Genomic DNA, 19,938 nt, shown 5'->3' with positions numbered 1-19,938 from the left:
AGTGTTTTGTGTACACCCGCCCAAGTTCACAGGGCTGAACAGATGATGATTCCCTCCCCCTGGCGCGCCGATTTCCCGGCCATCGCCGCCCTGCAACGGCAAGACCAGACTTACCTGGACAACGCCGCCACCACGCAAAAGCCCCAGGCCCTGCTTGACGCGCTGGCGCATTACTACGCCAACGGCGCGGCCAACGTGCACCGCGCGCAGCACTTGCCCGGCGCCCACGCCACGCAGGCGTTCGAGGACAGTCGCCTGAAGGTCGCCCAGTGGCTGAATGCCGGTGACAGCGGGCAGATCATCTTCACCCACGGCGCCACCAGTGCGCTGAATCTCCTGGCTTACGGCCTGGAACATCTTTTCCATCCGGGCGATGAAATTGTCATCAGCGCTCTGGAGCATCACGCCAACCTGCTGCCTTGGCAGCAACTGGCGCAACGTCGCGACCTGAAGCTGGTGATCCTGCCGCTGGACGATGACGGCGTGATCGACCTCGCCGCTGCCGTTCACCTGATCGGCCCGCGCACCCGCTTGCTGGCGGTCAGTCAGTTGTCCAACGTGCTTGGCGCGTGGCAACCGCTGCCGGCACTGCTGGCGATGGCCAAGGCGCACAACGCCCTGACTGTTGTCGATGGCGCTCAAGGCGTGGTCCATGGCCGGCATGACGTGCAGGCGCTCGGTTGCGACTTTTACGTGTTTTCCAGCCACAAGCTGTACGGCCCCGACGGCCTTGGCGTGCTGTTCGGGCGCAACGCGGCGCTTGAACAACTGCGCCCGTGGCAGTTCGGTGGCGAGATGGTGCTGGAAGCCAATTATCACGACGCGCGTTTCCGCCCCGCGCCACTGGGATTCGAGGCGGGAACGCCGCCGATTGCCAGCGTGATCGGCCTCGGTGCGACTCTCGACTACCTCGCAGGTCTGGATCAGGACGCGGTGTCTGCCCACGAAGCGGCGCTGCACGATTACCTGTTGCGCGGCCTCGCCGCCCGCAACGGCATTCGTCTGCTTGGCAAACCGCAACTGGCGCTGGCCAGTTTTGTCGTCGAAGGCGTGCATAACGCCGATCTGGCGCATTTGCTGACCGAACAGGGCATCGCCGTGCGTGCCGGGCATCATTGCGCGATGCCGCTGCTCAAGCGCTTTGAACTGGCCGGGGCGATTCGCGTGTCGCTGGCGCTGTACAACGATTCCGAGGATCTGGAGCGCTTCTTTGAAGCGTTGGATCAGGCGCTGGAGTTGTTGCGATGAGCCTGCCGGTCGAGGCCGCCGAGGCACTGCAAACGTTTCAGAACGCTGCTGGTTGGGAACAGCGGGCGCGGCTGTTGATGCAGTTTGGTGATCGCCAGCCGCCGTTGAGTGATGCAGACAAGTGCGAGGCCAATCGGGTGCACGGCTGTGAAAGTCAGGTGTGGCTGGTTGGCGAGTTGCGCGACGGCCACTGGCAGTTCGCGGCGAGCAGCGATGCGCGGATGATTCGCGGGTTGGTGGCGTTGCTGCTGTTGCGGGTCAACGGTTTGACCGCCGGCGAGTTGCAGCAGCTGGATCTGCCGGACTGGTTCAATCAGCTGGGACTGTCGCGGCAGTTGTCGCCGTCGCGCAGCAATGGCTTGAATGCCGTGCTCAAGCGGATGAATGAGTTGGCGGGTTAACCGCCATCGCGAGCAGGCTCGCTCCCACAGGGAGTTTGTGTACACCACAGATTCAATGTGGGAGCGAACCTGCTCGCGATGGGGTCATCCGCCGCCCCGATCAGGCCTGAGGCTTGACCCGATCCGCCGGGCGTCGAACACCCGCCACAATCTTGTCCACGGCCTTGGTCGCCGCGACCATGCCGAATGTCGCCGTTACCATCATCACCGCGCCAAACCCGCCGGCGCAGTCCAGCTTCACGCCGTCACCGACAAAACTCTTCTGCAGGCAGATACTGCCGTCCGGTTTCGGATAACGCAGCTGCTCGGTGGAGAACACGCAAGGCACGCTGTAGTGACGGGTCACGGTGCGCGAGAAACCGTAATCGCGACGCAGCGTGGAGCGCACTTTTGAGGCCAGTGGATCATTGAAAGTACGGTTGAGGTCGCAGACCTGAATCAGCGTCGGATCGATCTGCCCGCCGGCGCCGCCGGTGGTGATGATCTGGATCTTGCGGCGTTTGCACCAGGCGATCAGCGCAGCCTTGGCGTTAACGGCATCGATGCAGTCGATCACACAGTCGATGTTCGGCGTGATGTATTCGGCCATGGTGTCGCGGGTGACGAAGTCCGCCACGGCGTGCACCTTGCAGTCCGGGTTGATCCCCCGCAGACGCTCGGCCATCACCTCGACCTTGGGCTTGCCGACGGTGCAGTCCAGCGCGTGCAACTGGCGGTTGGCGTTGCTGACGCAGACGTCGTCGAGGTCGAACAGCGAAATCTCGCCCACTCCGCAACGGGCCATGGCTTCCGCCGCCCAGGAACCGACGCCGCCAACGCCGACTATCGCCACGTGGGCTGCACGCAGGCGCTCGAGGCCCTCGATGCCATACAAACGGGCGATGCCTGCAAACCGCGGATCTTCTGTACTCATGACCATTACCCTGAAAACCGGCGCGCATTATAGGGCCGTCGGCGGCCAAGAGCATCTTTGCGCTATGAACGGTGAACGCGCCTGCTTTAATTAAAGCTGTACCTAACAAAGATTTGTCTTACACGCTGAAACGAAAGAACTTAAGTCAGGTTGGATTGCCCAACGTCCGGCATTTCCCTGTCTCTTGTAGGACTCGGCGAACTGCCGGTGTAGGATGCGCGCCCTCTTGGCGTCAACCAGCCGACCCTTCGTTCCACAGCCTTTGGAACCCGACACAGCTATGTCATCGCGTAAATTTGGACTCAACCTGGTGGTGGTTCTGGCAATCGCCGCCTTGTTCACCGGTTTCTGGGCGCTGATCAACCACCCCGTCTCCGCGCCGAACTGGCCGGAGCAGATTTCCGGCTTCTCCTATTCACCGTTCCAGCAGGGACAGTTCCCACAGAAGGATCAGTATCCGTCCGACGATGAAATGCGCCGCGACCTGGAGATCATGAGCAAGCTGACGGACAACATCCGCATCTACTCGGTCGACGGCTCCCTGCAGGACATCCCGAAACTGGCGGAAGAATTCGGCCTTCGCGTGACCCTGGGGATCTGGATCAGCCCCGACCAGGAGCGCAACGAGCGCGAAATCACCCGCGCCATCGAACTGGCCAACACCTCGCGCAGCGTGGTTCGCGTGGTGGTCGGTAACGAAGCGATCTTCCGCAAGGAAATCACCGCCGAACAACTCAGCGTGCTGCTCGACCGCGTGCGCGCGGCCGTAAAAGTGCCGGTGACCACCTCCGAACAGTGGCACGTCTGGGAAGAGCACCCGGAGCTGGCCAAGCACGTCGACCTGATCGCCGCGCACGTTCTGCCCTACTGGGAATTCATTCCGGTGGACAAGGCCGGGCAGTTTGTTTTCGACCGCGCCCGCGACCTGAAAAAGATGTTCCCGAAAAAGCCGCTGCTGCTGTCCGAAGTGGGCTGGCCGAGCAACGGTCGCATGCGCGGTGGCGCCGATGCGTCGCCGGCGGATCAGGCGATCTACCTGCGCACGCTGGTCAACAAACTCAATCGCCAGGGCTTCAACTACTTCGTGATCGAAGCGTTTGACCAGCCGTGGAAGGCCAGCGACGAAGGTTCGGTCGGCGCTTACTGGGGCGTGTTCAACGCCGCGCGCCAGCAGAAATTCAACTTCGAAGGCCCGGTGGTGGCGATCCCGCAATGGCGCGTGCTGGCCATCGGCTCGGTGGTGCTGGCGCTGTTGTCGCTGACCCTGCTGATGATCGACGGCTCGGCCCTGCGTCAGCGCGGTCGTACCTTCCTGACCTTTATCGCGTTCCTGTGCGGTTCGGTGCTGGTGTGGATCGGTTACGACTACAGTCAGCAATACAGCACGTGGTTCAGCCTGACGGTAGGCTTCCTGCTGGCGCTCGGTGCGCTCGGGGTGTTCATCGTGCTGCTGACCGAGGCCCACGAACTGGCCGAAGCGGTGTGGATTCACAAGCGTCGCCGTGAATTCCTGCCGGTGGTCGGCGATTCGGACTACCGCCCGAAAGTCTCGATCCACGTGCCGTGCTACAACGAGCCGCCGGAGATGGTCAAACAGACCCTCAACGCCCTGGCCAACCTCGACTATCCGGACTTCGAAGTCCTGATCATCGACAACAACACCAAGGACCCGGCGGTCTGGGAACCGGTGCGCGACTACTGCGAAACCCTCGGCCCGCGCTTCAAGTTCTTCCACGTCTCGCCCCTGGCCGGTTTCAAGGGCGGCGCGCTGAATTACCTGATTCCGCACACCGCCAAGGACGCCGAAGTGATCGCGGTGATCGACTCCGACTACTGCGTGCACCCGAACTGGCTCAAGCACATGGTGCCGCACTTCGCCGACCCGAAAATCGCCGTGGTGCAATCGCCGCAGGACTATCGCGACCAGAACGAAAGCACCTTCAAGAAGCTCTGCTACGCCGAATACAAAGGCTTCTTCCACATCGGCATGGTCACCCGCAACGACCGCGACGCGATCATCCAGCACGGCACCATGACCATGACCCGCCGTTCGGTTCTGGAAGAACTGGGCTGGGCCGACTGGTGCATCTGTGAAGACGCCGAACTCGGTCTGCGGGTATTCGAGAAAGGCCTGTCGGCGGCGTACTACCACGACAGTTACGGCAAGGGTCTGATGCCGGACACCTTCATCGACTTCAAGAAGCAGCGTTTCCGCTGGGCCTACGGTGCGATCCAGATCATCAAGCGCCACACCCGCAGCCTGCTGCGCGGCAAGGACACCGAGCTGACTCGCGGCCAGCGTTACCACTTCCTCGCGGGCTGGCTGCCGTGGGTGGCGGACGGCATGAACATTTTCTTCACTGTCGGCGCGCTGTTGTGGTCGGCGGCGATGATCATCGTGCCGCAACGGGTCGACCCGCCGCTGCTGATTTTCGCGATCCCGCCGCTGGCGCTGTTCGTGTTCAAGGTCGGCAAGATCATTTTCCTCTATCGTCGCGCCGTGGGCGTGAACCTGAAGGATGCGTTCTGCGCCGCGCTGGCCGGTCTGGCGTTGTCGCACACCATCGCCAAAGCGGTGCTGTACGGCTTTTTCACCAGCAGCATTCCGTTCTTCCGCACCCCGAAAAACGCCGACAACCATGGCTTCTGGGTGGCGATTTCCGAGGCCCGGGAAGAGCTGTTCATCATGCTGCTGTTGTGGGGCGCGGCACTGGGGATCTACCTGGTGCAAGGCATTCCGAGCAACGACATGCGCTTCTGGGTGGCCATGCTGCTGGTGCAGTCGCTGCCGTACGTGGCCGCGCTGATCATGGCGTTCCTGTCGTCGCTGCCAAAACCTTCGGCGGCGCCTGAACCCGCACCGGTGGTCTAAATCCTTCCCGGTGCACTAAACGGCGGCCAATGGTCGCCGTTTTGCTTTAAGATAACCGCCATTTTGCAGGGCTTGGCGTGATATCCAACCCTGTGGGAGCGAGCTTGCTCGCGAAGGCTTTGTAACATTCAACCCTTATGTTGCCTGAAACACTGCTTTCGCGAGCAAGCTCGCTCCCACATTGGCCCTTGCCCAATTTCAAGCATCCGGAGTTTTCCATGACGGCCCACGCCGACCTTTCGCCGACCCTCCAACTCGCCATCGACCTGATCCGCCGTCCGTCCGTGACGCCGGTCGACGCCGATTGCCAGAAGCAGATGATGCAGCGCCTGGGCGATGCCGGTTTCCAGCTGGAACCGATGCGCATCGAAGATGTGGATAACTTCTGGGCGACTCACGGTAAAGGCGACGGCCCGGTGCTGTGCTTCGCCGGCCACACCGACGTGGTGCCGACCGGCCCGGTGACCGCCTGGCAGATCGACCCGTTCAATGCGGTGATCGACGAACACGGCATGCTCTGCGGCCGTGGCGCGGCGGACATGAAAGGCAGCCTGGCTTCGATGACCGTCGCCGCCGAGCGCTTTGTCGCCGACTATCCGGATCACAAGGGCAAGGTTGCGTTCCTGATCACCAGCGACGAAGAAGGCCCGGCGCATCACGGCACCAAGGCCGTGGTCGAGCGTCTGGCAGCCCGTAACGAGCGTCTGGACTGGTGCATCGTCGGCGAACCGTCGAGCACCACGCTGGTGGGCGACGTAGTGAAGAACGGTCGTCGCGGCTCCCTCGGCGCCAAACTGACCGTGCGCGGCGTGCAGGGCCATGTGGCCTATCCGCACCTGGCGAAGAACCCGATCCACCTCGCCGCCCCGGCCTTGGCCGAACTGGCCGCCGAGCATTGGGATCACGGCAACGACTTCTTCCCGCCGACCAGCTTCCAGATTTCCAACGTCAACTCCGGCACCGGCGCGACCAATGTGATTCCGGGCGATCTGGTGGCGGTGTTCAACTTCCGCTTCTCCACCGAATCAACCGTTGAAGGCTTGCAGAAACGCGTCGCCGACATCCTCGACAAGCACGGCCTGGACTGGCACATCGACTGGGCGCTGTCCGGTCTGCCGTTCCTCACCGAGCCGGGCGCACTGCTCGACGCGGTGTCGTCGAGCATCAAGCAGATCACCGGCCGCGAGACCAAGGCGTCCACCAGCGGCGGCACCTCCGACGGTCGTTTCATCGCGACCATGGGCACCCAGGTGGTTGAGCTGGGCCCGGTCAACGCGACCATCCACCAGGTCAACGAGCGCGTGCTGGCGGCCGATCTCGACGTACTGACCGAGATCTACTACCAGACCCTGATCAAGTTGCTCGCCTGATGCTTGCGTGCCCGATCTGCAGTGAACCGCTGAACGCGGCGGACAACGGTGTGGTCTGCCCCGCCGGCCACCGCTTCGACCGCGCGCGCCAGGGTTACCTGAACCTGCTGCCGGTGCAGCACAAGAACAGCCGCGACCCCGGCGACAACCAGGCCATGGTCGAGGCCCGCCGCGACTTTCTGAACGCCGGGCATTACGCGCCAGTGGCCAAGCGTCTGGCGGAACTGGCAGCGGGTTATGCGCCGGCGCGCTGGGTCGATATCGGTTGTGGCGAGGGTTACTACACCGCGCAGATCGCCGAGGCCTTACCGGATGCCGATGGCTACGCGCTGGATATCTCGAAGGAAGCGGTCAAACGCGCCTGCAAACGCAATCCGGCGCTGACCTGGTTGATTGCGAGCATGGCCCGGGTGCCACTGGCCTCCGGCAGTTGCCAGTTTCTGGCCAGCGTTTTCAGTCCGCTGGACTGGGAAGAGGCCAAGCGCCTGCTCAGCGTCGGCGGTGGCCTGATGAAAGTCGGCCCGACCAGCGGCCATCTGATGGAACTGCGCGAACGCCTGTACGACGAAGTGCGCGAATACACCGACGACAAGCATCTGGCCCTGGTGCCGGAAGGCATGGCGCTGGCGCACAGTGAAACCCTGGAATTCAAACTGACGCTGGACAAGCCCGAGGATCGCGCCAACCTGCTGGCGATGACGCCCCACGGCTGGCGCGCCAGTGCCGAGCGCCGCGCGGCGGTGATCGAACAGCCCGAGCCGTTCGTGACCACCGTGTCGATGCGCTACGATTATTTCGTTCTTCAATAACTTTTGGTCTCGGGTAACGACCCGGGGCCGGCTAAATCCGCGAATGGATTTTTCAGACCCGCAGTGAGGATATCCATGCGCCAACCGGACATCGAGATTTACCTGAAAGACGCCGACGTCGACCACAAGGCCATTTCCGCCTGGCTGGGCGCCGCTCTCGGCCCGTGCAGCGACTGGGTCCAGAAAGGCCAGACTTACAAGTGCAAGGCCGGCAACATCCCGGTGACCTGGCTGCCGAAAGCCGTGGGCAAGTGGAACAGCCTGTACCTGGAAAGCGATGCGACCCCATGGGACGACGACATTGCCTGCGCCCGCGCAGCCTTTGCCGCGCTGAACGTTGAGGTGCGCTGCGCTCCGGGGACGTGGGTCGAGGAAGAAGGCGAGGAGACGGCGGATCGCTGGATTCGCATCAGCGCCGATGGTGAAGAAGAAATCACCTGGAAAACTTCATAACAAAGCAGTACACAAAACCTGTGGGAGCGGGCTTGCCCGCGAAGGCGGCGGCACATCCAAAATAGAGGTGGCTGACAAACCGCATTCGCGGGCAAGCCCGCTCCCACAGTGTTTTTGGGGATCCGAAGAGTGCGGTTTACAACCCGACCACGTCTTCAGCCTGCAACCCCTTCTGCCCTTCCACCACCGCGTATTCAACCTGCTGACCCTCGGTCAGCGAACGGTGGCCTTCGCCGCGGATCGCGCGGTAGTGCACGAACACGTCCACCCCGTCTTCGCGCTGAATGAAGCCGTAGCCCTTGGCGTCGTTGAACCACTTCACGTTGCCGGTTTCACGTGTTGCCATCTGTTCATACTCCTTTTTTATTATTGAACAGGCTTTTCGCAGGAAAGCCTTTGAGGAACGTCAGCCTGCGTCCGACGTCCATAAAAGGGCCCCGGCGACAGATCGCCGAGTATATGACAGGCGGCAAAACTCTCAACAGGAGATTACTTCGCCGCTTTTTTGCCGATTTTCCATGAATCCGGCACACTATCGACCGCCCGAGCAAACGCTCGGTTTATCCACTCACGCAGAAGCCGTATGACCCGTTCCCCGTTCCGCCGTCTTGTGTTTGGCACCTTGCGCCGACTGTTGTATCTCTGGGTTCGCTCCGAGACGATCAACCAGTCGTCGTTTACCCTCAACCTCGACCGCAGTCGTCCGGTGTTCTACGTCCTGCAAAACCCATCGCTGACTGATCTGGCGGTGGTCGACACCGAGTGCACCAAGGCCGGATTGCCGCGCCCGGTGCTGCCGGTGTCCGTGGGTTCGCTGATCGAACCGGCGGCGTTCTTCTACCTGACGCCGGACCCGGACTGGCTCGGTCGCCAGGACAAGCGCGGCGCACCGCCGACCCTGACACGACTGGTCAGCGCCCTCAGTCAGAACGCTGCCGAAGACGCGCAGATCATTCCGGTCAGCGTGTTCTGGGGACAGTCGCCGGACAGCGAGAACAGCCCGTGGAAATTGCTGTTCGCCGACAGCTGGGCCGTCACCGGGCGCCTGCGTCGCCTGCTGAGCATCATGATTCTGGGCCGCAAGACCCGCGTGCAATTCTCCGCGCCGATCCACCTGCGCGAACTGATCGAACACAACAAGGGCCACGAGCGCACCGTGCGCATGGCCCAGCGGATCCTGCGGGTGCACTTCCGCAACCTCAAGGCTGCAGTGATCGGCCCGGACATCTCCCACCGCCGTAACCTGGTCAAAGGCCTGCTCAACCAGCCGCTGGTCAAGCAAGCGATCCTTGACGAAGCCGAGCGCGAAAACATCTCCCCGGAAAAAGCCAAGGCCCAGGCCCTGCGCTACGGCAACGAGATCGCCTCGGACTACACCTACACCGCGATCCGTTTTCTGGAAGTGGTGCTGAGCTGGTTCTGGAACAAGATCTACGACGGGATCAAGGTCAACCACATCGAAGGCGTGCAGAAGGTCGCCCAGGGTCACGAAGTGATCTACGTGCCGTGCCACCGCAGCCATATCGACTACCTGCTGCTGTCGTACCTGCTGTTCCGCAACGGCCTGACCCCGCCGCACATCGCCGCCGGGATCAACCTCAACATGCCGGTAATCGGCAGCCTGCTGCGCCGTGGCGGCGCGTTCTTCATGCGCCGCACGTTCAAGGGCAATCCGCTGTACACCTCGGTGTTCAACGAATACCTGCACACCCTGTTCACCAAAGGCTTCCCGGTCGAGTACTTCGTCGAAGGCGGCCGCTCGCGTACCGGGCGCATGCTGCAACCGAAAACCGGGATGCTCGCGATCACCATGCGCAGCTTCCTGCGTTCGTCGCGGATGCCGATCGTGTTCGTGCCGGTGTACATCGGTTACGAGCGCGTGCTCGAAGGCCGCACCTACCTCGGCGAACTGCGTGGCGCGAGCAAGAAGAAAGAATCGATCTTCGACATCTTCAAAGTCATCGGCGCACTCAAGCAGCGTTTCGGCCAAGTGGCGGTGAACTTCGGCGAGCCGATCAAACTCGCGGAATTCCTCGACAGCGAACAGCCGGACTGGCGTCAGCAGGAACTCGGCCCGCAGTACAAACCGGCCTGGCTCAACGAAACCACCAACCGCCTCGGCGAGAAAGTCGCGCAGCATCTCAACGAAGCCGCAGCGATCAACCCGGTCAACCTGGTAGCGCTGGCGCTGCTGTCGACCACTCGCCTGGCGCTGGATGATCGCGCCATGGCGCGAGTGCTGGATCTGTATCTGGCATTGCTGCGCAAAGTCCCTTACTCGCCGCATACCACGTTGCCGGAGGGCGATGGCCGGGCGCTGATCGAACACGTGAAGGACATGGATCTGCTGTCCGAGCAGAACGATGCGCTGGGCAAGATTCTGTATCTGGACGAGCAGAACGCCGTTCTGATGACCTACTACCGCAACAACGTGCTGCACATCTTCGCCCTGCCGGCGCTGCTGGCGAGTTTCTTCCAGAGTGCATCGCGCATGAGCCGCGAACAGATCCTGCGCTACACCCGCGCGCTGTATCCGTACCTGCAATCGGAGCTGTTCATCCGCTGGACCCTGGACGAACTGGATGCAGTGATCGATCAGTGGCTGGAAGCGTTCGTCGAACAAGGCCTGCTGCGTTTCGAGAAAGACGTGTACCTGCGCCCGGCGCCGAGCTCGCGGCATTTCGTACTGCTGACCCTGCTGTCGAAGAGCATCGCCCAGACCCTGCAACGCTTCTACATGACCGTTTCCCTGCTGCTCAACAGCGGCCAGAACAGCATCAGCGCCGAAGAACTGGAAGACCTGTGCACGGTCATGGCCCAGCGCCTGTCGATCCTGCATGGCCTGAATGCACCGGAATTTTTCGACAAGAGCCTGTTCCGCCACTTTATCCAGACGATGCTCGATCTTGACGTGCTGCGTCGCGACGAAGCAGGCAAATTGAGCTATCACGAACTGCTCGGCGAACTGGCTGAAGGCGCAGCCAAACGGGTGTTGCCGGCAGAGATTCGCTTGTCGATCCGTCAGGTGGCGTTGCATCGCAGTGAAGATGCAGCGGAAACGGCTGTTAGTGCAGACGTCTGAAACTTTCCGACAACTAACGGGAGTCCTTCCCCGTTCTCTCGTTAGTTGATTCGTGAATTAATAGGCTCACTTCAATAATCACGATAAGGATATCGGGATGAGCCTGTTGCACGAACAGCATCCAATGGTGACTGTGGACTTCCGCTTTCCACCTGACTTCAACGCACCGGTGGACGGGAATAATGAAACGGTAGTCAGTGTCAACGTCGTCAACGCCAAATCACCCGTACGCGTCAAGGACTGGCGTCACTCTTACTTGTTCGATGTCGACTGGAAGTTCTCCTTCCCGCATTGCTACAACGATGTCGGGGTGAAGTATCAGATCAATGTCCAGATGTTCCACAACCAGCAAGCACTGTTGGTCGAACAGGACTACTTCGTTATCGTCAACAACGCACCGCATCGGCAAACATTGCACCTGAGCCCGATCGGCTTTTTATACGTCGAGGTTCAAGAACCTCGCGCAATCAATGAGCATGAAGCCGTCACTATCACCCTGCACGATGCCGGCAACAGTGAAGTCGAGATTGCCCGAGCCTCGCACGATGAACGAACCGCCACTTCGTTTTATATGAAATATGATCCGGACCGCGTTACTCCCGGTAAACGCTATGTCCTGAGCGGCATCGAAAACCGCTATCACCAACCGGTTCTGGTCACGCCGTGGCAGGTGGAGCTGGCACCCGTTGCGCACAAACCGGTCACGCGCCTGATGCGCACGCTCTCGCAGTTCATGCCAAACCCATTACGTTTGTTCACTGACGCTATTGGCAAAATCCGCTAGATTCCTCTTCGGCGCCGGGGTTCTTCCGGCGCGAAAGTCTCAGAGGTCACGATGAAAAAACTTACCCTGCTCGCCGCCGCTACCCTGTTGAGCGCATGCCAATCGACTACCCCCGCCGGCAAGGCCAGCCTCGAAGGCGAAGTGTTCTACCTGCAGCGCATCGCTCTGCCACCGAGCGCGACACTCAGCGTGAGCCTGCAAGACGTTTCGCTGGCCGACGCGCCAGCCATCGTACTCGATGAGCAGAAAGGCCCGGTAAAAGGCCAGGTGCCGCTGCCGTTCCACTTGAGCTACGATCCGGCCCAGGTCAAACCCGGCCACCGCTACTCGGTCAGCGCACGCATCGAAGTCAACGGCGAGCTGATGTTCATCACCACCGAAAACCATGCCGTGCAGCTTGACGGCAAGGATCCGCAGCCGCTGAAGATACGCGTAGACTCCGCCCGCTAACGCTCTTATCGAATAAGGAAGCTTTCATGCTCCGCCCTACCCTTCGCTTCGCCGGCCTGTGCGCGGGCTTGATGATCTCAGCCAACGCGCTGGCCCTGTCCCTCAGCGACCTGTCGCAAGGCGACGCCACCGGCGGCCTCAAGGATGCCCTGACCCAGGGCGCGCAACTGGCTGTCAAACAACTCGGCACCCCGGGCGGCTTCAGCAACAACCCGGACGTGAAAATCGAACTGCCGGGCAAACTCGGCAAAGTCGCCGGCAAGATGAAAGCCTTCGGCATGGGCGCCCAGGTCGACGAACTGGAAACCGCCATGAACAAGGCTGCGGAAACCGCCGTCACCCAGGCCCAGCCAATCCTCGTCGATGCCGTGAAGAAAATGAGCGTGGAAGACGCCAAAGGCATCCTCAGCGGCGGCAACGACTCCGCCACCCAATACCTGGACAAATCCAGCCGCGAGCAGATCCGCACCAGGTTCCTGCCCATCGTCAAACAGGCAACCGACAAAGTCGGCGTAGCCCAGAAATACAACACCTTCGCCGGCCAGGCCGCGACCTTCGGCGTGGTGGATGCGAAAAGCGCCAACATCGAAAGCTACGTGACCGAACAAGCACTCAACGGCCTGTTCGAAATGATCGGCAAACAGGAAGAAACCCTCCGCAAGAACCCGGCCGCTGCGGCGACGAGTCTGGCGAAGAAGGTGTTCGGTACGCTCTAAGCCGACACAACACGGGAGTGAGCTTTCTCACTCCCGTTATTCAATCCGTTCCGCCGTCCAATATCGCTGTACGCCACACTTTTGCGATACACATCGGTAAATCCCTCCACCGCCCGCAGAATCACCGAACACTGAAACTCGATGAAGTACGTCAGATCGAGCTCATCGGCTTCGCTGTGCAAATACGACCGCCCGTATTTCACAGGCGCGTTGCGCAGTAAAAGACTGATCGCGATATAGCGGAAGGCCGAAAACTCATGCTTGAACATGAACCAGTAAAACAGCGCCCTGGCGACCCGCCCGTTACCGTCGCGAAACGGATGTTCGTAACCCAGGGCAAAGTGCAGCGTGATCGCCTTGATCAGCGGATGCAGGCAGTTTTTTTGCCGAGGTGAACCCTGTGGTTGATTGATCCACTGCGAGAGCAAATCCAGTCGCCTCACCAGTCCGGCGGCAGGCGGTGGCGTGTGCACGGTATTCCCTTCGCCGTCCTGCACCACCACTTCATCGTTGGTCCTGAAAAGCCCGGGGTCGTACTGCTCGTCATCAATGCCCTCGACACCGACTCGATGGATCGACGCAATCAACTCCACGCTCAATGGCTCGTAACGTTTTTCCCAGGCGAAATTCATCATCCGGTAATTGCCCATGACCATCCGCTCATCCGGCGTACGCGGCTGACGCCGTTGCTTGAGCATGTCCTTGGCGACACGAGTGGTGGTCGCGGCGCCCTCCAGCTGACTGCTGCTGATCGCCTCATCCTCGATCAGATCGTTAAGCAAATAACTGAAATGCGCCCGCTCGCCTATCTGACTGGTCATGTACTCCAGCGACGCCGTCGTGGTTTGCCGATCAACCACTGAAAGGGCCTTCTGCGCGGTGGGCGTCGGCACAAACTTCCCCCACTGCGCCGGCTCCCCCAAAGGCAGAAGAAGAATGTACTGAGCGTCCCGCGCCTTCTTGACCAACGCCCAACACAAACGCGAATCCAGCCCGCTGGCCCAGCGATAACGCAAATCTTCAAAAGGCAGATACCGCCCCTGATCATCCAGCGGCTTGAGCAACGCAAGATAATCCGCCAGACGCTGCTTGTGAGGCGCGCGCATCAACAACTCAAAGACCGGATCGGCCCGCCCCTTCAATACCGGCGGTTTCTTCATCAAAGCTGACTCAAACAAGGCTGAAAAACAGCCTCGAGTACAGCACCGCCAACACAGCGACTCAATATCGGAGGCGTCTGAAAAACTTGTAGGAGGCTACACAGAGTCCTACACCATTGTTTTGCTCAGCTGTCAGGCTGACATCACTAGCAGGCCAGCTCCGACAAGATTGAGTCCAACCGATAGAGCATGGTCGGCAGACAGGCCGCCTTCGCGAGCAAGCTCGCTCCCACAGAAAAGCGCAAAACCCTACACTCCGATGCGCTTCGCTTCTAACCACTCAACACAATGAGCGTTAGCTCGAGTAACGCTTTTGACGTGCCGGCCCCTTCGGCCGGCTGAGTGGAGGGATTTATCCGGGGGCAGGCGCGAAGCGCCGTTCGACGAAGTCGAACACATCGAGAGGAGGTGCAGCGAAGCAAACCGGAGGTGATGCCCCCGGATGAATCCCGGAACGAAGGAACCCCGAGCCCCAGCGAGGGGCCGAACGCCGGGGCCCAGCGTTTTGCTTACTTTTGGGCGTCTGCAAAAGTGAGCCGCTGTAAGAGCGGAACCGCCAGCGGCAGCACCCGAAGAAATGGATATTCACAAAGAACACCCAGAGCCTGGCCGGCCCAAAGGCCGCCAAGCTCACCAAACCAAATCAAGACTCCTTGCGAACCCTGAACCAAGCCGCATACAACGCCGGCAAAAACAAAAGCGTCAGAGCAGTCGCAACAATCAACCCCCCCATAATCGCCACCGCCATCGGCCCGAAAAACACACTGCGAGAAAGCGGAATCATCGCCAGCACCGCCGCCAGCGCCGTCAACACAATCGGTCTGAACCGCCGCACGGTCGCCTCGATGATCGCCTGCCAGGGCTTGAGCCCCGCCGCAATATCCTGCTCGATCTGATCCACCAGAATCACCGAGTTACGCATGATCATCCCCGACAGCGCGATCGTCCCGAGCATCGCCACAAACCCGAACGGCTGACGGAACACCAGCAGAAACAGCGTCACCCCGATCAACCCCAAAGGCGCCGTCAGAAACACCATCGCCGTGCGTGAAAAACTGCGCAACTGCACCATCAGCAACGTCAGCACCACGACAATGAACATCGGCACGCCGGCGTTCACCGACTTCTGCCCACGCTCCGAATCCTCCACCGTACCGCCGACATCCAGCAGATAGCCGTCCGGCAATTCGGCACGGATCGGATCAAGCGTCGGCATGATCTTCTTCACCAGCGTCGCCGGTTGCTCCTTGCCATAAATGTCCGCCCGCACGGTCACGTTCGGCAGGCGATTGCGGTGCCAGATGATGCCTTCCTCAAAGCCATATTCCAGCGTGGCAATCTGCGACAGCGCGACGCTGCGACCGTTGTCGGTCGGCACCGCCAGACTCGGCAGCAACGACAGTTCGGTACGCTCGTGCACGGTGCCGCGCAGGAGGATTTCGATCAGTTCGTTGTCCTCGCGGTACTGGCTGACGCTGGAACCGGTCAGCGAACTCTGGAGGAATTTCGCCAGATTCACCGTGCTGACACCCAGCGCCCGGGCGCGATCCTGATCGATGTTCAGGTACACGACCTTGCTCGGTTCTTCCCAGTCCAGATGCACGTTCACCACATGCGGGTTCTCACGCACCTTCGCCGCGACTTTCCGGGCCAGCGCACGGACTTCTTCGATGTGCTCGCCGGTGACGCGGAACTGCACCGGGTAACCGACCGGCGGGCCGTTTTCCAGGCGCGTGACCCGCGAGCGCAGGGCCGGGAACTGCTCGTTCAACGTGTCGATCAGCCACGTGCGCAGCGCTTCACGTTCCTCAATGGTTTTCGCCAGCACGACAAACTGGGCGAAACTCGCCGCCGGCAGTTGTTGATCCAGCGGCAGGTAGAAACGCGGCGAACCGGTGCCGACGTAAGCGACATAGTTGTCGATGCCGGCGTGATCCTTGAGCATCGCTTCCAGGCGCTTTACCTCGCCCGTGGTATTGGCCAGCGAGGCGCCTTCGGCAAGCTTCAGATCGACCATCAGTTCCAGTCGCCCGGAAGCCGGGAAGAACTGCTGCGGCACAAACCGGAACAACGCCACCGAAGCCACGAACAGCAGCACGGTGAGCACGATCACGGTTTTGCGCCGACGCACGCACCACTCCACCAGACGTCGCACTCGCTGGTAGAACGGCGTGCCGTAAGGATCGGTATGACCGTCAGCCGTACCGTGTTTGGCCGCGTGAATTTTCGCCAGATCCGGCAGGAGTTTTTCCCCCAGATACGGCACGAACACCACGGCCGCCACCCACGATGCAAGCAAGGCGATGGTCACCACCTGGAAGATCGAGCGGGTGTATTCGCCGGTGCCGGACTGCGCCGTGGCAATCGGCAGGAAGCCTGCGGCGGTGATCAGCGTACCGGTGAGCATCGGGAACGCAGTGCTGGTCCAGGCATAACTGGCAGCCTTGATCCGGTCGAAGCCCTGCTCCATTTTGATCGCCATCATTTCCACGGCGATGATCGCGTCGTCCACCAGCAAACCCAGCGCCAGCACCAGCGCACCGAGGGAGATCTTGTGCAGGCCGATGCCGAGGTAATACATGCAGGCGAAGGTCATCGCCAGCACCAGCGGAATGGTCAGCGCCACCACCATGCCGGTGCGCACGCCGAGAGAGAAGAAGCTCACCAGCAGCACGATGGCCAGCGCTTCGACCAGCACCTGAACGAACTCGCCGACACCGGTTTTCACTGCGGCGGGCTGGTCGGAGACCTTGCGCAATTGCATGCCGGCCGGCAGGTTTTTCTGGATGCGGGCGAACTCGATTTCCAGGGCCTTGCCCAGCACCAGAATGTCGCCACCGTCCTTCATCGCCACAGCAAGCCCAATGGCGTCTTCGCCCATGAAGCGCATGCGCGGGGCCGGAGGATCGTTGAAACCGCGCCGCACGTCGGCGACATCGGAGATGCGGAACGTACGATCACCGACCCGGATCGGGAAGTTCCTGATCTCGTCGACTGTCTGAAAATTCCCCGAAACCCGTAGCTGCAATCGCTCGCTGCCGGTTTCGAAGAAGCCGGCGGTGGACACCGCGTTCTGTTCTTCCAGCGCCTGCTGCACGGCCGCCAGCGGCAATCCGAGGGTGGCGAGTTTGACGTTGGACAGCTCGACCCAGATCTTCTCGTCCTGTAAACCAAGCAGGTCGACTTTGCCCACGTCCTTGACCCGTTGCAGCTGGATCTGGATGCGGTCGGCGTAATCCTTGAGCACCGCGTAGTCGAAACCGTCGCCGGTCAGCGCATAGATATTGCCGAAGGTGGTGCCGAACTCATCGTTGAAAAACGGCCCCTGAATCCCCGGCGGCAGGGTCTGGCGAATGTCGTTGACCTTCTTGCGTACCTGATACCAGAGCTCCGGAATCTCCACTGAATGCATGGAGTCGCGGGCAATGAAGGTGACCTGGGATTCACCGGGGCGCGAGAACGAAACAATCCGCTCGTACTCGCCGGTTTCCATCAGTTTCTTTTCGATGCGCTCGGTGACCTGACGCGAGACTTCCTGCGCCGTGGCGCCGGGCCAGCGGGTCTGGATGACCATTGCCTTGAAGGTGAATGGCGGGTCTTCGCTCTGACCGAGCTTGGTGTAGGACAAGGCGCCGACAATCGCCAGCAAAAGCATCAGGAACAGTACGATCTGGCGATTGCGCAGCGCCCAGGCGGAAAGATTGAAACCCATCGGGGATTACTCCTTGTCCGCCAGATTGACCACGCGGTTGGAGCGATCCACCGGACGCACCTGCTGCCCTTCCAGCAGCACGTGGACGCCGGCGGCGACCACCCAGTCGCTGGCGTTCAGGCCTTCAAGTACCGGCACGGTTTTCTCACCGAACGGGCCGGTGCGCACCGGGGTCTTTTTCAGGGTGTTGTTGGCGCTAACGACCCAGACATAGGTCGCGCCGTTTTCGGCCGTCAGCGCCGAGAGCGGCACCGACAGCGGGATGACATCGGCAGTCTGCACGAAGACCCGGGCGCTCTGGCCCAGTTCTGCCGGGACCTTGCCGGAGGTGAATGAAATGCGTGCGGCGAAGGTGCGGGATTTCGGATCGGCGGCCGGCGACAGCTCGCGGATCTGCCCGGCGAAGCGCTGATTCTGCTGAGTCCACAGTTCCACCGAGACCGGCTGGCCGACCTTGAAGCGGCCGAAGCTCTGCTCCGGCAGGCTGATCAGCACTTCCCGTTCGCCATCAGTGGCGAGGGTGAAAACGGTCTGCCCGGCGGCGACCACTTGCCCGACTTCCACCGAACGCTTGGCCACCACGCCATCCTGCGGCGCGCGCAGCACGGCGTAACTGGCCTGATTGGTCGAGACGTTGAATTCGGCTTTGATCTGTTTGAGGCGGGCTTCGCCGGAGCGATAAAGGTTCTCGGCATTGTCGTAGGCCGAGCGGCTGACCATCTGCCGTTCCATCAAGGTCTTGTAGCGATCACGCTCGGCGCGCACCAGATTCAGGTTGGCTTCGGCGGCCGCGACCTGGGCCCGGGTGGCTTCGAGTTGCAGGCGTACATCCTGCGGATCGAGTTCGGCCAGCGGTTGATCGGCCTTCACGCGCTGGCCTTCCTCGACCAGTCGTCGGCTGACTTTGCCGCCGATGCGGAATGCCAGATCGGGTTCGTAGCGGGCGCGAACCTCGCCCGGATAACTTTCCATCGCCTGCGCCGAAGGCTCTGGCTGCACCACCATGGCCGGTCGCACGCTGACTTGCGTCACCTCTTCCTTGCCACACGCCGACAATAAAAACGCCAGACTGACTGGCACCGCAAAGGACAACGCATGGCGGAACATGGTGAAGGACCTTTCGCTAAGGAGGCTTGGAATAATTATACTGGCCGGTATGTTATTAATAGCAAACTCACCAGTCCAGTATTAAAAGCGAAGAATGTCGAACAATCTTTCAGCTCCAAACGGCCCCGGCCGCCCGAAGGATCCGGCCAAGCGCCAGGCGATTCTCGAGGCGGCAAAAATCCTGTTTCTGAGTCACGGCTACGCCAACACCAGCATGGACGCGGTGGCCGCCGAGGCTGGCGTGTCGAAGCTGACGGTCTACAGCCATTTCAACGACAAGGAAACGCTGTTCTCTGCCGCCGTGGTGGCCAAATGCGAGGAGCAATTGCCGCCGCTGTTCTTCGAATTGCCGGACGGCATCGCGGTGGAAAATGTGTTGCTGAACATTGCGCGCGGCTTTCACCACCTGATCAACAGCGATGAATCGGTGAACCTGCATCGTTTGATCATGGCGCTGGGCAGTCAGGATCCGAAGCTGTCGCTGATCTTCTTCGAGGCCGGTCCCCAGCGCATGGTGCAGGGGATGGAACGGTTGCTGCGGCGGATTCACGAAGCCGGCGTGCTGAGCATCGACAACCCGCACAACGCCGCCGAGCACTTCTTTTGCCTGATCAAGGGTGCGGGAAATTTCCGCCTGTTATACGGCTGCGGAGAGCCACTGACCGGCGAGGCGGCGGAAAGTCATGTGCAGGAAGTGGTCGGGCTGTTCATGCGGGCGTACAAACCCTGACTGCGCAGCGTCTGTTCTGACGCCTTCGCGAGCAAGCTCGCTCCCACAGGTTTCGTTGGTGTTCACACCTTTAGTGATCACACCGCTATCTCTGTGGGAGCGAGCTTGCTCGCGAAGGGGACGACCCGGTC

General features: G+C 61.1%; 16 protein-coding genes. 11 read left to right on the top strand and 5 right to left on the bottom strand.

What is annotated here, in order from left to right; genetic code table 11:
• Positions 1-42 precede the first annotated feature (42 nt).
• Together N8H71_RS18975 and N8H71_RS18970 are read left to right on the top strand one after the other, a co-directional pair.
• Positions 43-1,248 carry an aminotransferase class V-fold PLP-dependent enzyme gene (locus N8H71_RS18975; RefSeq protein WP_085605207.1) on the top strand — a complete coding sequence of 402 codons (1,206 nt, stop codon included), beginning with the start codon at positions 43-45 and terminating at the stop codon, positions 1,246-1,248.
• The gene (locus tag N8H71_RS18970) at positions 1,245-1,649 is read left to right on the top strand and encodes a SufE family protein (RefSeq protein ID WP_262195164.1); all 405 of its coding nucleotides are present in this window, start codon (positions 1,245-1,247) and stop codon (positions 1,647-1,649) included. The genes N8H71_RS18975 and N8H71_RS18970 overlap by 4 nt, the downstream gene beginning before the upstream one ends.
• Positions 1,650-1,749: 100 nt before the next feature.
• Here N8H71_RS18970 and tcdA read toward each other — a convergent pair whose 3' ends face one another.
• Entirely contained in the window at positions 1,750-2,568 is an 819-nt protein-coding gene (gene tcdA, locus N8H71_RS18965) for a tRNA cyclic N6-threonylcarbamoyladenosine(37) synthase TcdA (RefSeq protein ID WP_262195163.1), read from the bottom strand.
• 274 nt (positions 2,569-2,842) lie between these two features.
• On the opposite strand from tcdA, the gene N8H71_RS18960 reads away from it, so the two are divergent.
• From N8H71_RS18960 to N8H71_RS18945, 4 genes are all read left to right on the top strand, one after another.
• Complete coding sequence (locus tag N8H71_RS18960; protein ID WP_262195162.1) at positions 2,843-5,434, top strand: glycosyltransferase; 2,592 nt, start codon at positions 2,843-2,845, stop codon at positions 5,432-5,434.
• 218 nt (positions 5,435-5,652) lie between these two features.
• Positions 5,653-6,804, top strand: coding sequence for a succinyl-diaminopimelate desuccinylase (dapE, locus tag N8H71_RS18955; RefSeq protein WP_262195161.1), 1,152 nt, complete (start codon positions 5,653-5,655; stop codon positions 6,802-6,804).
• Positions 6,804-7,613, top strand: a complete 810-nt coding sequence (locus tag N8H71_RS18950; RefSeq protein ID WP_262195160.1) for a putative RNA methyltransferase — start codon at positions 6,804-6,806, stop codon at positions 7,611-7,613. The genes dapE and N8H71_RS18950 overlap by 1 nt, the downstream gene beginning before the upstream one ends.
• Before the next feature lie 75 nt (positions 7,614-7,688).
• Positions 7,689-8,066, top strand: a complete 378-nt coding sequence (locus N8H71_RS18945; RefSeq protein ID WP_262195159.1) for a hypothetical protein — start codon at positions 7,689-7,691, stop codon at positions 8,064-8,066.
• A gap of 136 nt (positions 8,067-8,202) precedes the next feature.
• Here the strand turns inward: N8H71_RS18945 and N8H71_RS18940 are convergent, their stop codons facing one another.
• Positions 8,203-8,412: a cold shock domain-containing protein gene (locus N8H71_RS18940; RefSeq protein WP_007954750.1), complete on the bottom strand. Its 210-nt coding sequence runs from the start codon at positions 8,410-8,412 to the stop codon at positions 8,203-8,205.
• A gap of 237 nt (positions 8,413-8,649) precedes the next feature.
• Between N8H71_RS18940 and plsB the strand changes: the two genes are divergently transcribed.
• The 4 genes from plsB to N8H71_RS18920 all read left to right on the top strand — a co-directional run bounded on the left by plsB (position 8,650) and on the right by N8H71_RS18920 (position 13,098).
• Complete coding sequence (gene plsB, locus N8H71_RS18935) at positions 8,650-11,148, top strand: glycerol-3-phosphate 1-O-acyltransferase PlsB (RefSeq protein ID WP_262195158.1); 2,499 nt, start codon at positions 8,650-8,652, stop codon at positions 11,146-11,148.
• Between the two features lie 97 nt (positions 11,149-11,245).
• Positions 11,246-11,932 carry a hypothetical protein gene (locus tag N8H71_RS18930; protein WP_262195157.1) on the top strand — a complete coding sequence of 229 codons (687 nt, stop codon included), beginning with the start codon at positions 11,246-11,248 and terminating at the stop codon, positions 11,930-11,932.
• A gap of 51 nt (positions 11,933-11,983) precedes the next feature.
• A complete protein-coding gene (locus tag N8H71_RS18925; protein ID WP_262195155.1) occupies positions 11,984-12,382 on the top strand; it encodes a YbaY family lipoprotein in 399 nt (132 codons plus the stop codon).
• Between the two features lie 26 nt (positions 12,383-12,408).
• Complete coding sequence (locus N8H71_RS18920; protein ID WP_262195154.1) at positions 12,409-13,098, top strand: DUF4197 domain-containing protein; 690 nt, start codon at positions 12,409-12,411, stop codon at positions 13,096-13,098.
• On the opposite strand, the gene N8H71_RS18915 is transcribed toward N8H71_RS18920, so the two are convergent.
• The 3 genes from N8H71_RS18915 to N8H71_RS18905 all read right to left on the bottom strand — a co-directional run bounded on the left by N8H71_RS18915 (position 13,095) and on the right by N8H71_RS18905 (position 19,077).
• Complete coding sequence (locus tag N8H71_RS18915) at positions 13,095-14,258, bottom strand: Fic family protein (RefSeq protein ID WP_262195152.1); 1,164 nt, start codon at positions 14,256-14,258, stop codon at positions 13,095-13,097. The two genes, N8H71_RS18920 and N8H71_RS18915, sit on opposite strands and share 4 nt — an antisense overlap.
• Positions 14,259-14,901: 643 nt before the next feature.
• Positions 14,902-17,970 carry an efflux RND transporter permease subunit gene (locus N8H71_RS18910; protein WP_262195151.1) on the bottom strand — a complete coding sequence of 1,023 codons (3,069 nt, stop codon included), beginning with the start codon at positions 17,968-17,970 and terminating at the stop codon, positions 14,902-14,904.
• A 6-nt stretch (positions 17,971-17,976) separates the two neighbouring features.
• Positions 17,977-19,077, bottom strand: a complete 1,101-nt coding sequence (locus N8H71_RS18905) for an efflux RND transporter periplasmic adaptor subunit (protein ID WP_007954740.1) — start codon at positions 19,075-19,077, stop codon at positions 17,977-17,979.
• 94 nt (positions 19,078-19,171) lie between these two features.
• On the opposite strand from N8H71_RS18905, the gene N8H71_RS18900 reads away from it, so the two are divergent.
• Positions 19,172-19,807, top strand: coding sequence for a TetR/AcrR family transcriptional regulator (locus tag N8H71_RS18900; RefSeq protein WP_262195150.1), 636 nt, complete (start codon positions 19,172-19,174; stop codon positions 19,805-19,807).
• The last annotated feature ends 131 nt before the right edge of the window (positions 19,808-19,938 follow it).

This window comes from Pseudomonas koreensis (genome assembly GCF_025447595.1).
GTDB lineage: Bacteria > Pseudomonadota > Gammaproteobacteria > Pseudomonadales > Pseudomonadaceae > Aquipseudomonas > Aquipseudomonas koreensis_H.
Note: the sequence above shows the minus strand (reverse complement) of the source record. Positions and strands in the feature narration are given on the sequence as shown.